We start from the raw sequence: 12,238 nt of genomic DNA on the forward strand, positions 1-12,238 counted from the left end.
GCGATATGAGACGCGGAGTATTCACCGAGGACCATGAGGAGTTCCGGGCGCTGGCGCGCGACTTCATCGGCAAGCGCATCGTTCCGGAGTACGCGGCCTGGGAAAAAGCCGGTCAGATGCCGCGCGAGATCTTCGCCGAACTCGGATCGCTCGGACTGCTCGGTATCGCAATCCCCGAGGAGTTCGGCGGCGCCGGCCTGCGCGACTACCGCTACAACGTCATCCTCCAGGAGGAAGCGGCGCGAGCGCTGGTCACGTTGAGCACCGTCCGGACCCAGCTCGACGTCATCCTCCCGTACTTCCTCGAGTACGCCAACGAGGACCAGCGGACCCGCTGGTTCCCGGGGCTTGCCAAGGGCACGCTGCTGTCGGCGATCGCGATGACCGAACCGGGCACCGGATCCGACCTCGCAGGCGTGAGCACCAACGCCGTGCTCGAAGGCGACGAGTATGTGCTCAACGGTGCCAAGACCTTCATCACCGGCGGATTGCTCGCCGACCTGGTGATCGTCCTGGCCCGGACATCGACCGATCCGGACAACCGTCGTGGCGGTCTGTCGCTGCTGGTCGTCGAGGACGGCATGCCAGGTTTCGAACGCGGCCGGGTGCTCGAAAAGATGGGTTGCAAGGTCCAGGACACCGTAGAACTGTCCTTCGACAATGTCCGGGTGCCGGTGTCGAACCTGCTCGGTGAGGAAGGCAAGGCGTTCGGCTACCTCGGCCGGAACCTGCCGCAGGAGCGCATCACCGTGGCCGTGGGTTCGATCGCCCAGGCGCGGGCGGCCGTGACGACCACCATCGAGTACGTGAAAGACCGCAAGGCGTTCGGTACGCCGGTCAGTTCGTTCCAGAACACCAAGTTCGAACTCGCGGCCATGTCGGCCGAGATCGAGGCCGGACAGGCGATGGTCGACCGCGCGGTCCTCGATCTGGTGGACGACGAGTTGTCCGGTTCTGACGCCGCACGGGTGAAACTCTTCTGCACCGAAGTCCAGGCGAGAGTCGTCGATCGGTGCCTGCAGCTGTTCGGTGGGTACGGATACATGGCCGAATATCCCATCGCCAGGCTCTACCTCGACGCCCGGGTTGCACGCATTTATGCAGGTACAAGCGAAGTCATGAAGGTGATCATCGCCAAATCGCTCGGTCTGTGATCTGCAACCCACATCAAATTTGGTGAGACTCTTGTCACATGGGTGAATCCAACCTACTATCTGTTCAGTTGGTTGGCTGGAGCGAAGGACATCAGTGGCGAGTGATCGACCTTACGAAGCTCTTCTCGTCAAAGGCGAGGAGCGCAAGCGACAGATTCTCGACGTCGCGCAACGGTTGCTCGCACGTAACGGGTGGCGCAATACGACTCTGTCGCAGATCGCCACCGAAGCCGGCGTCAGCTCCGCCGGTTTGCTCCACCATTTCGAGTCCAAGGCACAGCTCCTACATGCGGTGCTCGAGATGCGCGATGCCGACGACGACCAACATGCCGATCGCGAAGGCGATCTGCTCGAAGGGATCGTGAGGGTCGCCGAGCGATTCGAACGGTCCCCGGAACTGATAGGAACGTTCGCGGTGCTCCAGATGGAGAACCTCGAACCGGATGCGCCGCTGCATGATCGCCTGCTCGCCAGGTATCACGCCGCAATTGGCACCGTTGCCGCTGGTATCCGGCGCGGACAGGCCGATGGTAGGTACCGCTCGGACTTCGATGCAGATTTGAAGGCCTTCGAAATAGTCGCCTTTCTCAATGGGATGGAAACATCATGGCTGCTGGATCAATCACTTCCACTGACGGAAGTGTTCAGGGAATACGCAAAGTCGCTGGCGAGGGACTTCGGGCGGGTGACGAATTCGTGAAGTACCGCCTGGTGGTCGTTGCACCGACGGCAAATGAGGTGATCAAGTACGCCGGCGGCCTGGTGTTCGACCGCGGCATGGCCGGCTGGGATGTCACGGTGCTGGTGCAGGACGACCCGACTGCGCGGGCCCTGCAGATCCTCGGCGCACAGACGGTCGACTTCGAGTCGGCCTTCGAATGGCGGGGATTCGGATTCCATCCGCAGGCCGTCGTCACCGCCGGATCGCTCTACGAGCGTGATGATCGGGTGCGCGATGGTGTGCAGCAGATCCTCGAGGACGGTGAAACCGAGGTGACGCTCTGGGGTGATCGCCTGCCGTCCGAGCTCGATACCCGGATCGGAACGGTGCGTCACCGTCTCAGTGTTGCCGCCCGGGCCTTCAAGGCGCAGGCGCTCGCCGCCGCATCTCTGCCCGCCGATGCGGTCGGCCTGACCGAGGTGTTCCGCTGCGGCAAGACCCGGTCGTGGGAGGGTCTGTCGGACCTCGTTCCGGCCTGACACGACGACAAATACTCACCTGGGCCCCGACACTTACTGTGTCGGGGCCCAGGTGTTGTCGCGTCGGTGTGCTCTGATCAAGCGAGATGAAGTGCCGGTGGAGCCTTGGTGCGTACCTTGTTGCCGGTGAAGGATTCCACCTGCGAGACCTCGGTGTCCGCTGCCGACGTGGCGGCCAGCGCATGTGCCTTGAAAGCGCGCGCTGCGTTGCTGAGTTGATGCTCGACGGGCGTGATGTCGTCGGCGTGCACAGCAGGCCGGCGGGGGCCCCACAGCATCGTGTTGGTGTCGCCGTTGTCGAAGGATTGGAGAACGCCCTTGTGTAAGAGGGGATTGCGGGCACACACATCACCCGACATCACGACCTTGTGCGGCCACGGACCGTGGCGTCGTGACCGCAGTGACGGCTCGAGATCCATCTTCAGGGCTGTGTCCACGTCGAGTATCCGGGTGCCGAGTATCTGCAGCGGCCGCGGATCGGCGTCTGATGGAACCAGAACGGTGACAACCCAGCCCGCCATGATGTGGTCGAACAGCAGGCCGCCGGCGTGTTCGACAAGGTCGGCGGTGGTGGTGCCGAGGACGGCCAGCCGGTAGGGCAGGTCGCGGCTTCGGGCTCGCCTGCGCTCCTGCTTCACGAGCCGGACTGCGTCGACGAGTTGATCGTTGGTGGCGAAGGCGGGAACCACCGTCATCGTTGCCCGTACGGGTGTCGACGACGGTGTGGGCCGCCCGGCTGCTCCGCTCACGTGAACATTGTGGCCGGGGACGGCTCGGATGTTCGCGCTTTCGCCGATTCGATGTCCGATGTGCACGATGTGGCCATCAGCGGCTACTTCCCGGCCTTACGGAAATCCCAGCTGACGATCTTCGTCGGGACGACCCGAAGCCAGGCATGCCTTCCGTCGTAGCCGAACCTGCCACCGGCGTACTTCGCTCCGAATGCTGCTTCCGGGGCGATGAGCTCTTCGACCGGCTCACCGGTCCTCGGGACCTCACCGACCGGGGTTGCGCTGCCGATGATCTCCACGCCGCACAGATCGGAGAAGTCGTCACCCGAGTCCACGAGCACGGACACCCTCGGGTCGCGAACGATGTCGGTCCAGCGTTGGCTTTTCACAAGGGAGTTGAGCCACAGCGCCTCGCCGTCCCAGACGTACCAGAGTGCTGACATGTGCGGGGCACCGTTCACGCCGCTCGTTGCCATCCGGCAGGTGCGGTTCGCGTTCAGGAACACATCGCGCTCCTCCGGTGTCATGGCGATGCGTCGCCCGCGTTTCTGCTCCCGTAACTGTTCGCTCATGCTTCACCTATCGCCGATGTCATTGTCACGCAGACATTTCAAGCAGTGGCTACCTTGACCAGAACCTTGCCGATGGCCTGACCGTCGGCCACCAGGCGTAGCGCCGAGGCCGCCTGCTCCAGGGGGTAGGTGGCCCCGATGTGGGGGACCGCGGTGCCCTCGACGAGGAGTTCGGCGAGTTCGTCCTCGTTGCGCCGGTACTCGTCCGGCGGCAGGTCCTGGAACTGGAATCCCAGCACCTGTACCCCTTTGACGAGGACGAGGTTGAGCGGGATGCGCGGAATCGTGCCGGAGGCATACCCGATGGTGACAAAACGTCCACCCCGGCCCAGCGCCCGCAGCGCCGGCTCGGACTGGTCACCTCCGACCGGGTCGATGACCGCGTCGGCGCCTTGGGGGACCAGCTCCCGCAGGGCGGTGCGAAGGTCGGCGTTGCGGTGGTTGATCACCGCTGTTGCGCCGTAATCCTTGGCCACGGCGAGTTTTTCGTCCGAGGAGGCCACGGCGGTGACGGTGGCGCCGATGGCGACGGCCAGTTGCACCGCCGCCAGTCCCACGCCGCCACCGGCGCCCAGGACGATCACGTGGTCGCCCGCTTTGATGCGGGCCACCGAGCGCAGCGTGTGGTAGGCCGTGCGGTGGGCGACACCGAACGCGGCGGCCACCTCGTCGGAGATCGATTCCGGGATCATCTTCAGTCCGGCCGCGGTGGCACAGACCTCTTCGGCGAACGCGCCGACGATGCCCGTCCCGGTCACCCGGGCGCCGACAGCCACGGATGTGACATCGTCGGCGACCTCGGTGACGGTGCCGGCGAACTCGCTGCCCGGCACAAACGGCGTGGGGACCTTGACCTGATACTCCCCGGCGATCACGAGGACGTCGGGAAAGTTCGCTGCGGCGCAGGCAACTGCCACGCGGGCCTGACCGGCTTTCAAAGACGGAGCGGGAATATCCTGAACCTCAACGATTTCCGGCGGACCCGGTTCCGGGCACACGGCTGCGCGCATACGTCTTACCGCCCTTGCCAGTTCGGTTCGCGCTTCTCGATGAATGCCATCGCGCCTTCTTTGGCGTCGCTGCTGCTGAAGACGATCGCCTGTTGCTCGGCCAGCCGCGTCTTGGCGGCGGCGGCGTCCGAGACCGAGAGTCGGACGAGCTCTTTGCAGGCGGCCAGGCCCAAGGGGGCGTTGGCCGCGACACGTTCGGCATAGCCGATCGCCACGTCGAGTACATCCTCCTGCGACGCAACAGCATTGACCAGGCCGATCTCGTACGCGCGCTGCGCCGTGATCAGATCGCCGGTCAATGTCATCTCCAGGGCGATGCCCATCGGGATGCGGGTACCGATCGTGGTTCCGCCGCCACCGGGGAAGAGGCCACGCTTGACCTCGGGGAGTCCGAACTTCGCTGCCGTCGACGAGACGATGATGTCGCAGCCGAGCAGCAGTTCGAGGCCGCCGCCGATGGCGGTGCCGTTCGCGGCGCCGATCACCGGGACGGCCAGCGCGCCACTGGCGAGGCGCTCGAAACCCTCGGAGGAGAAGTCTCCACCTTCGGCGAACGCACGTAGATCCATGCCCGCACAGAATGCGCGATCACCGGTACCGGTCAGGACGATGGCGCGGATCTCCGGATCTTCCTCGGCTTCGAGTGCGGCCGTACCGATTCCGCGAAGGAGGCTGCCGGTGAGCGCATTTCGGGCCTCGGGGCGGTTGAGTCGCAGGATCAGAACGGCTCCGCGCCGCTCTGAGATGAGCTCGTCGGTCGTTGTGCTCATGATTTGTAGTCGCTCGATTCTGCGAAGTCGGCTGCTTCCCGCATCAACTTGGTGATGATCGGGCCGTAGGCCTGCAGTTTGACGTCGTCACCTGCGCGGGAGAAGCCCTGTTCCAGAACAACGGCGAGTTTCCATTTGGCCAGGACCAGGTAGTAGTCGAGGTCGTCGACCTGGCGGCCGGAGACCTCGGCGTAGTGGTCGATCAGCTGCTGACGAGACGGCATTCCCAGGAGGTCGACATAGCTCGACGTCGATGCCTCGGGTGCATTGGTGTCTTCGGGCCAGCCCTGGACCATCCAGGCCAGATCCAGCTTCGGGTCGCCGACGGTACCCATCTCCCAGTCGACGATCGCGGCGAGCTGGGCGGGGGCACCTTCTTTGAACATGACGTTGGCGAACTGGTAGTCGCCGTGCATGAGGCCGGGGATGAAGTCGAGTGGCTTGTGGGTCTCGAGCCACTCGGTGGCAACGTCCATGCCGTCGAGCTCACGGGTCTTGATCCGCTCATAGAAGCGGGTCCAGCGACTGACCTGGCGCTCGTGGAAGCCTTCCGGGCGGCCGAGGTCGGATAGGCCCTGGGCCTGCCAATCGACCTTCGACAGCAATGCGATGCCTTCGGCCAGCTGATATGCCAGGCCTTTTCGCAATTCGAGGTCGGAGGTGAAGGGTTCCTTCCACTGCTTGTTGTCCATCGGCGACCAACCGTCGACGTAACCCATCAGGTAGAACGAACGTCCGAGCACGGAGGTGTCGGAGCAGGCGGCGATCGCCTTGGTGTGCGGAACATCGGTGCCGTCGAGGGCTTCGATGATGCGCCATTCCCGCATGATGCCTTCATCGCGGTTGGCCGGTGCGCCCGGCGGCGGCATCCGGATCACCGAAACATGTTCTCCGCGAGTGAGTTTGTAGATCTCGTTCTGCGTGCCGCCGGAGAGGAACTTGGCGTCGAGCGGTTCACCCTTACCGGGCAGTCCGGCTTGGTCCATCCAGTCTGCGAGCTTGATCAGATCCATCAGAGATTCCCCACTTCGAGTTCGAGAAATTCGGCGTACTTGGCCTTGGCCTCGGCTTGTTTGCGAGGAATCCACTCGGTGGGCCACTGGTCTTCGGTGCCCTTGTAGTCACGCAGGACCTGTTTGGCCACGGTCATCTTGTGGACCTCGGTGGGACCGTCGGCCAGGCCCATCACCGCGGCGCCGTGGACCATGGTCAGGAACGGCATCTCGTTGGTGACACCGAGGGCGCCGTGTACTTGCATTGCGCGCCAAGCGATGTCGTGCAGGACCGTGGGCATGACCACCTTGGCGGTGGCGATGTCCTTGCGGACCTTCTTGTAATCGTTGTACTTGTCGATCTTCCAGGCCGTGTTGAGGACGAACAGCCGGAACTGTGCCAACTGGGCGTACGAGTCGGCGATGTAGCCCTGGATGAACTGTTTGTCGGCCAGGCGGCTGCCTGCGGTCTCGCGGCTCAGCACGCGCTCGCACATCATGTCGATCGCCTTCTGCGCCAACCCGATCGTGCGCATCGCGTGGTGGATCCGGCCACCGCCGAGGCGGGTCTGGGCCACCGCGAACGCCTGACCCTCACCGCCGAGTAGTGCGCTGTCGGGGACGCGGACATTGTCGTAGTGGATCAGGGCGTGGGTGCCGGAGTCCATCGGCTCACCGAACAATCCGACGTTGCGTTCGATGATCACGCCCGGGGTGTCGGTGGGGACCAGGAACATCGACATGCCCTTGTACGCACTCACGTCGGGGTTGGTGACAACCATGACGATCAGGAACGATGCGGTCTTGGCGTTCGACGAAAAGTACTTGTACCCGTTGATGATCCAATGGTCACCGTCCCGGACCGCGCTGGTCTTGAACTGTGTCGGATCGGCACCGGCCTGCGGCTCGGTCATCGAGTAGCTCGAGAAGCATTCGCCGTCGAGCAGTGGCTGCAGGTACTGCTTTTTCTGTTCCGGTGTGCCGTAGTGGGCGATGATCTCGGCGTTGCCCGTGTCAGGGGCCTGGCAGCCGAAGACGATCGGAGCCCACGACGAACGGCCGAGGATCTCGTTGAGCAGGGCCAACTGGAGCTGGCCGTAACCCTGGCCGCCGAGGTCGGGGCCCAGGTGGGTGGCCCACAGACCCTGGTCGCGAACCCGCTGCTTGAGCGGGTCGATCGCCTTGCGTCGACCCCCGTCCAGCGGGACGAACTGCATATGCGGCCACGCGTGATCGAGTGGTTCGACTTCTTCGCGGACAAATTCATCGGCCCAGTCCAGTTTTGCCTGGTACTCCGGGTCGGTCTCAAAATCCCATGCCATGGCGGCCTCCTCGTTCCGTGTGAGAATATCATTCTGGCGAGACGGAACACAATTCTTATTTGTGTGAAGATCGTTCCGAATAGGGTGTCCCCACGGAAAGGCGGCTACCACCCATGAAGGCTGAAGACCTGTTTCACGTCGGAATCGTGACGCACGATCTGGAGGCAACCAAGGCGCAGTTGTCGTCGCTCCTCGGCTACGAGTGGGGCCCGGAGATCGGGGCTCCCATCGAGGTCACGCTGCCCACCGGGGAGCTGACGGTCGATGTCCGGTGTGCGTACTCGATCACCACCCCCAGGCTTGAGGTGGTGCGCAGTATTCCCGGTACCTTCTGGGAACCGGCCGATCCGGCGGGCATCCATCACGCCGGCTACTGGTCCGACGACGTCGCCGCCGACGTCGCCGACCTCGTACAACAGGGCTACGTCACCGAGGTGACCCGCGGGGGTCCGGACGGCTCACTGTTCTTCGCATTCCTGCGCAGCGACACCGGCTTTCGGATGGAACTCGTGACCCGCGCAGCCGAGCCGTCGCTGCAGCAGTGCTGGGCGCCGCACTGATGGGCACCGTTGGCGTGGTGACCGGCGCCGGACGCGGCATGGGGCTCGACTGTGCGCGCCGACTGACCGGGATGGTCGACACGCTGGTACTCGTCGACCTCGATGAATCCACGGTGAAAGCCGCGGCGCAGGAACTGTCGTCGGCCGATGCGGCTGTCGTCGAACACCATGTCCTCGACATCACCGATGCCGACGGCGTGCAGCGGCTTGCCGACCGGGTTGCCGGACTCGGGACCCTGCGTGCGGTCGCCCATGTTGCGGGCATCTCGCCGACGATGGCGGACTGGCGCCGGATCTTCACGGTCGACCTGGTCGCGACCGCAAGGCTTGCCGAGGCGTTTCGGTCGCTGACCGCGGCCGGGACGGCGTGGGTCTACTTTGCGTCGATGGCACCGGCGATCGGTGGGGTCCAGATCGACGCCGCCACCGCGGAGATACTCGACCATCCGCTGGAACCCGGGTTCCTGGACCGGATCCGGGAGAGCTTCGGGCCGAAGATCGAGCATCCGGGCGCGGCCTACGCCGTGGCCAAACTCGGCGTGAAGCGCTATGCGCAACAAGAGGCTGTTCGTCTGGGGCCACTGGGCGGGCGGGTGAACTCGGTGTCGCCGGGGCTCATCGACACCCCGCAGGGCCGTCAGGAAGCGGCGGACAATCCGCGGATCGCCGAGTGGATCGGGACGACGCCGGTGGGCCGGCTCGGGCAGGCGGCCGAGCTCGCATCCGTCGTTGCCTTTGCTCTGTCGGACGAGGCGAGCTTCCTCAGTGGCACCGACCTGCTGGTGGACGGCGGCCTGTGTGCCGCAGTGAGGGGACCCGGTTCCCCCTGAACTTGGTCGGTGAAAACAATTGAGAGGCAACACTATATGGCAAAGGGCATCTACTACGTCGAATCCCGGCCGGCATCGGAGGATGTCGATGCCGAGTTCAACCGCTGGTACAACGAGGTCCACCTTCCCGAGATGACCGCGATCGCCGGCATCGTGTCGGTCCGGCGGTTCGCGCCGGTCGACAAGGACGGTCCGTACGTCGCGATCTACGAGTTGGAAGGTGACGACCTCGAGCAGATCCTCAAGGGCATGATGGCTGCGGCGCGGTCGGGTGCGCTCACATTGTCGGACCTGCAGCAGACCGATCCGCCCCCGACGATGCGACTGCTGGAGGTCACCACCGAGTACCCACCGACGGATGGGCACTAATCTTGATGCTGTGGACAAACAGATGAGCGAGGACGCGGCCGACGATCTGGCGACCCGGATCGCCGAGCGCAGCCTGGCCAAGCGGGGTGCCAACTATGCGGCCGAGGTGCGCCGGTTGCTCGATGCCGCGCTCAGTGTCATCCAGGAGCGGGGCACCGAGTCCCGGCCCCGGGTTGCCGACATCGTTTCTGCCGCTGGTCTGTCGAATGAGGCCTTCTACCGGCACTTCTCGTCGAAGGATGCGCTCGTGGCGGCGTTACTGGAGGACGGCACCGCACGCTTGCGCCGGTACGTCGCTCATCAGATGAGCAAGGAGCCGAACCCCGAGGGCAAGGTCCGTCGTTGGGTCGAAGGTGTGCTCGCACAGGCGATCGGGGATACCGCCGATTCCACCCGCGCGGTCTCGTGGAATGCCAGTGGTCTCGCTGGTGACAGCATGCAGGGCGCGGTGTCGGCCAACGGCCCGATGGCGTCGTTGCTGACCGAACCCTTTGCCGAACTCGGCAGCACCGATCCGGATTTCGACGCGTTGCTCGCCGCCCATGCCACGCTCGGCATGCTCGCGGACTACCTGTGGCGTCGAACCGAACCCACACCGGCCGACATCGACCACATTTATGAGTTCTGTATCCGGGCGGTCACCCCGAAGGCATAGGACGCAAGCCGCGGAGGAAGAGTTCGACCGCGGCCCGGATGTGCCGATCCTGCTCGGCGGCGTCCCGGACGATGCCGAACGAGGCCAGTCGGGCCTGGCCGCCGACCAGGCCGAGGAACAGTTCGGCGAGCATGTCCGGGTCGTCGGCCTCGATCGATCCTGTCGCGGTGTGCCGGACGAGTAGCTCGACAACAAACTGCTTGCGCGGCCAGAACCCGGTTCCGAATGTGCGACGGGCTATTTCGGGATAGCGCGACGCGTGGGCGATGGCTATCTGCTCCAGCTTGATCATCGACGGATTGGTCGCGCGACGGACGGCGGCGCGAGCGACGGCCGTCAGTGCCGCCTCGAGGTCGTCGGGATCGGGTGCCGGCGGTTCGGGCTCCGGCCAATCGTGTTGCTGCAGTGCCCACCCGAGTACTGAACGGAACACGTCCTCTTTGGTCGGGAACCGGGCGTACAGCGAGGGTTTGGTGGTTCCGGCCGCGGCGGCGATCGCGTTCATCGACGTGCCCTCGTAGCCGTGCTGCAGGAACTCCTCCAGAGCGCACTGGCGAATCTTGCGATCGAGCGCGCCCGCCTGCGCTTTTGTCGGCCGACCACCGCGGCTGCGGGTCGGGCCGCCCGGTGGTGTGTCGGAGTTGGTCGAGGTCACCTGGGAAAGTCTGCCACCTCGAGCCCTGGACAGAAAACTTTACCCGCGGGTATGGTTAATGAAGTCGGTCCGCCGTACCCCCCTTTCTCTTCACGTCCCACCTTCCACGGAGGCAGCAATGTCAGTGACCACGAATCCACGAGATGTCGTCGAGCAACTCGATGCCCGTTTCCGGGAGCGCCGCGAGCAGGTGCCCGTTCTGCGGCAGCGTGCCGACGCTGAAGGCATCACGCAGATCCGGGCCCGTGAAGACCTCATTCCGCTGCTGTTCCCGCACACGACGTACAAGAGCTACCCGGAATCGCTTATCGCCAAAAGCAAGTGGTCCCAGATGAATCGCTGGCTCGACTCGCTGTCGACCCACCGGGTGGCCGATGTCGACGTCGACGGGGTCGAAGACGTCGATGGCTGGATCGGCCGCCTCGAAGCCGCGGGACACATGGTGTCGAGTTCCAGTGGGACCAGCGGAAAGGGTTCCTTCCTCAACAAGACCCGGACCGACCTCGACACGAGCTCGACCAACATGTTCGACTGTCTGACCGACCTCGGTGTTCGGCCGCAACAGATCTGGAACTTCATCCCGGTGGGTCCGGAGACCAGCCTCACCGCGCACGTTGCGTTGAAAGACATGCTGGCCGAGACGTACGGCAGGCCGGACGGTATCGCGATGCCACCGAGCACCGCCCCGGCCGGACACCACAAATACATGGCGCTGCTGCAGGCGATGCGCCGGGCCATGGCCGACGGCACCGCCGCACCGGATGAGATCGCCGCATTCGAGGCGAGAGCAGCACAGCGCCAACAGGAGAACGAGGATCGATTGCACTACCTCGCCGAGCAGATCCTCGCCCGGCGTTCCGAACGCTTCTTCTTCAGCTCGCAGTTCCCGAATCTGTTCCGGCTGACCGAGATCCTGAAGGAGATCGGTGCCAAAGACGGCGACATCACCGGCCAGAACGCGCTGACGACCGGTGGCGGACTCAAAGGCATATCCCTGCCCGAGGACTACCAGGAGCAGATCTACCGGCTGCTCAACATCGACCCTGCCCGTTTCCTGCACTACTACTCGATGCAGGAGCTCAACCTGCGCCTGCCGAAATGTCTGTCCGGGCGGTATCACGTCCCGGCCGAGGTGATCCTCTTCGTGCTCGACAAGAACGGCGAGTCGATGGCGCCGGTCTCCGACGGACAGGTCGAGGGCCGGGCGGCCTTCTTCGACACCACCGTCGACGGACGCTGGGGCGGAACGATTTCCGGGGACAAGATCATCGCCGAACTCGACGGATGCCCCTGTGGTCGAGCCGGCACCAGCGTCCTCGATGAGATCGCCCGCTACTCCGATCTCGAGGACGACGACAAGATCACCTGCGCCGGCACCATGGATGCCTACGTGCGTGGATTCATCGAGGACTGAGGGC

15 protein-coding genes are annotated in these 12,238 nt (G+C 64.5%); 8 read left to right on the forward strand and 7 right to left on the reverse strand.

The genetic code is table 11. The features are described from left to right. Positions 1–5 precede the first annotated feature (5 nt). From AC51GR_RS20430 to AC51GR_RS20440, 3 genes are all read left to right on the forward strand, one after another. Positions 6–1,154 carry an acyl-CoA dehydrogenase family protein gene (locus AC51GR_RS20430; RefSeq protein ID WP_496326473.1) on the forward strand — a complete coding sequence of 383 codons (1,149 nt, stop codon included), beginning with the start codon at positions 6–8 and terminating at the stop codon, positions 1,152–1,154. Between the two features lie 94 nt (positions 1,155–1,248). Beyond that, on the forward strand, positions 1,249–1,854 hold the full coding sequence (locus AC51GR_RS20435; protein ID WP_496326474.1) for a TetR/AcrR family transcriptional regulator: 606 nt from the start codon (positions 1,249–1,251) through the stop codon (positions 1,852–1,854). Then, positions 1,851–2,354 carry a hypothetical protein gene (locus tag AC51GR_RS20440; RefSeq protein ID WP_496326475.1) on the forward strand — a complete coding sequence of 168 codons (504 nt, stop codon included), beginning with the start codon at positions 1,851–1,853 and terminating at the stop codon, positions 2,352–2,354. The genes AC51GR_RS20435 and AC51GR_RS20440 overlap by 4 nt, the downstream gene beginning before the upstream one ends. Before the next feature lie 77 nt (positions 2,355–2,431). On the opposite strand, the gene AC51GR_RS20445 is transcribed toward AC51GR_RS20440, so the two are convergent. The 6 genes from AC51GR_RS20445 to AC51GR_RS20470 all read right to left on the reverse strand — a co-directional run bounded on the left by AC51GR_RS20445 (position 2,432) and on the right by AC51GR_RS20470 (position 7,751). After that, the gene (locus AC51GR_RS20445) at positions 2,432–3,103 is read right to left on the reverse strand and encodes a hypothetical protein (RefSeq protein ID WP_496326476.1); all 672 of its coding nucleotides are present in this window, start codon (positions 3,101–3,103) and stop codon (positions 2,432–2,434) included. 83 nt (positions 3,104–3,186) lie between these two features. Continuing rightward, positions 3,187–3,657 (reverse strand): pyridoxamine 5'-phosphate oxidase family protein, encoded by a 471-nt coding sequence (locus tag AC51GR_RS20450; protein ID WP_496326477.1) that lies wholly within the window; start codon positions 3,655–3,657, stop codon positions 3,187–3,189. Between the two features lie 38 nt (positions 3,658–3,695). Continuing rightward, positions 3,696–4,667: an NADPH:quinone oxidoreductase family protein gene (locus tag AC51GR_RS20455; RefSeq protein WP_496326478.1), complete on the reverse strand. Its 972-nt coding sequence runs from the start codon at positions 4,665–4,667 to the stop codon at positions 3,696–3,698. A 5-nt stretch (positions 4,668–4,672) separates the two neighbouring features. Next, complete coding sequence (locus AC51GR_RS20460; RefSeq protein WP_496326479.1) at positions 4,673–5,437, reverse strand: enoyl-CoA hydratase-related protein; 765 nt, start codon at positions 5,435–5,437, stop codon at positions 4,673–4,675. Further along, positions 5,434–6,450, reverse strand: coding sequence for a phosphotransferase family protein (locus AC51GR_RS20465; protein WP_496326480.1), 1,017 nt, complete (start codon positions 6,448–6,450; stop codon positions 5,434–5,436). Before AC51GR_RS20465 ends, AC51GR_RS20460 begins: the two co-directional genes overlap by 4 nt. After that, positions 6,450–7,751 (reverse strand): acyl-CoA dehydrogenase family protein, encoded by a 1,302-nt coding sequence (locus AC51GR_RS20470; protein WP_496326481.1) that lies wholly within the window; start codon positions 7,749–7,751, stop codon positions 6,450–6,452. The genes AC51GR_RS20465 and AC51GR_RS20470 overlap by 1 nt, the downstream gene beginning before the upstream one ends. Before the next feature lie 113 nt (positions 7,752–7,864). Between AC51GR_RS20470 and AC51GR_RS20475 the strand changes: the two genes are divergently transcribed. From AC51GR_RS20475 to AC51GR_RS20490, 4 genes are read left to right on the forward strand one after another with little or no spacing between them, the layout of a single operon-like run. Next, positions 7,865–8,311, forward strand: coding sequence for a VOC family protein (locus tag AC51GR_RS20475; protein ID WP_496326482.1), 447 nt, complete (start codon positions 7,865–7,867; stop codon positions 8,309–8,311). After that, positions 8,311–9,141, forward strand: a complete 831-nt coding sequence (locus AC51GR_RS20480) for an SDR family oxidoreductase (RefSeq protein WP_496326483.1) — start codon at positions 8,311–8,313, stop codon at positions 9,139–9,141. Before AC51GR_RS20475 ends, AC51GR_RS20480 begins: the two co-directional genes overlap by 1 nt. 36 nt (positions 9,142–9,177) lie before the next feature. After that, entirely contained in the window at positions 9,178–9,510 is a 333-nt protein-coding gene (locus AC51GR_RS20485) for a hypothetical protein (RefSeq protein ID WP_496326484.1), read from the forward strand. A 22-nt stretch (positions 9,511–9,532) separates the two neighbouring features. Next, positions 9,533–10,165 (forward strand): TetR/AcrR family transcriptional regulator, encoded by a 633-nt coding sequence (locus tag AC51GR_RS20490; RefSeq protein WP_496326485.1) that lies wholly within the window; start codon positions 9,533–9,535, stop codon positions 10,163–10,165. Here the strand turns inward: AC51GR_RS20490 and AC51GR_RS20495 are convergent. Further along, positions 10,149–10,820 carry a TetR/AcrR family transcriptional regulator gene (locus AC51GR_RS20495; protein ID WP_496326486.1) on the reverse strand — a complete coding sequence of 224 codons (672 nt, stop codon included), beginning with the start codon at positions 10,818–10,820 and terminating at the stop codon, positions 10,149–10,151. The genes AC51GR_RS20490 and AC51GR_RS20495 overlap by 17 nt on opposite strands. Before the next feature lie 118 nt (positions 10,821–10,938). Here AC51GR_RS20495 and AC51GR_RS20500 point away from each other — a divergent pair, with 118 nt between their 5' ends. Beyond that, positions 10,939–12,234, forward strand: a complete 1,296-nt coding sequence (locus AC51GR_RS20500) for a tellurite resistance TerB family protein (protein ID WP_496326487.1) — start codon at positions 10,939–10,941, stop codon at positions 12,232–12,234. The last annotated feature ends 4 nt before the right edge of the window (positions 12,235–12,238 follow it).

The sequence above is a fragment of the Williamsia sp. z71 genome, from assembly GCF_059553375.1.

Excerpts from the sequence above, each read along its gene's own strand:
- AC51GR_RS20430 (WP_496326473.1), top strand. The coding sequence starts at position 6 with ATGAGACGCGGAGTATTCACCGAGGACCATGAGGAGTTCCGGGCGCTG.
- AC51GR_RS20450 (WP_496326477.1), bottom strand. The coding sequence starts at position 3,657 with ATGAGCGAACAGTTACGGGAGCAGAAACGCGGGCGACGCATCGCCATG.
- AC51GR_RS20455 (WP_496326478.1), bottom strand. The coding sequence starts at position 4,667 with ATGCGCGCAGCCGTGTGCCCGGAACCGGGTCCGCCGGAAATCGTTGAG.
- AC51GR_RS20460 (WP_496326479.1), bottom strand. The coding sequence starts at position 5,437 with ATGAGCACAACGACCGACGAGCTCATCTCAGAGCGGCGCGGAGCCGTT.
- AC51GR_RS20465 (WP_496326480.1), bottom strand. The coding sequence starts at position 6,450 with ATGGATCTGATCAAGCTCGCAGACTGGATGGACCAAGCCGGACTGCCC.
- AC51GR_RS20470 (WP_496326481.1), bottom strand. The coding sequence starts at position 7,751 with ATGGCATGGGATTTTGAGACCGACCCGGAGTACCAGGCAAAACTGGAC.
- AC51GR_RS20475 (WP_496326482.1), top strand. The coding sequence starts at position 7,865 with ATGAAGGCTGAAGACCTGTTTCACGTCGGAATCGTGACGCACGATCTG.
- AC51GR_RS20480 (WP_496326483.1), top strand. The coding sequence starts at position 8,311 with ATGGGCACCGTTGGCGTGGTGACCGGCGCCGGACGCGGCATGGGGCTC.
- AC51GR_RS20485 (WP_496326484.1), top strand. The coding sequence starts at position 9,178 with ATGGCAAAGGGCATCTACTACGTCGAATCCCGGCCGGCATCGGAGGAT.
- AC51GR_RS20490 (WP_496326485.1), top strand. The coding sequence starts at position 9,533 with ATGAGCGAGGACGCGGCCGACGATCTGGCGACCCGGATCGCCGAGCGC.
- AC51GR_RS20500 (WP_496326487.1), top strand. The coding sequence starts at position 10,939 with ATGTCAGTGACCACGAATCCACGAGATGTCGTCGAGCAACTCGATGCC.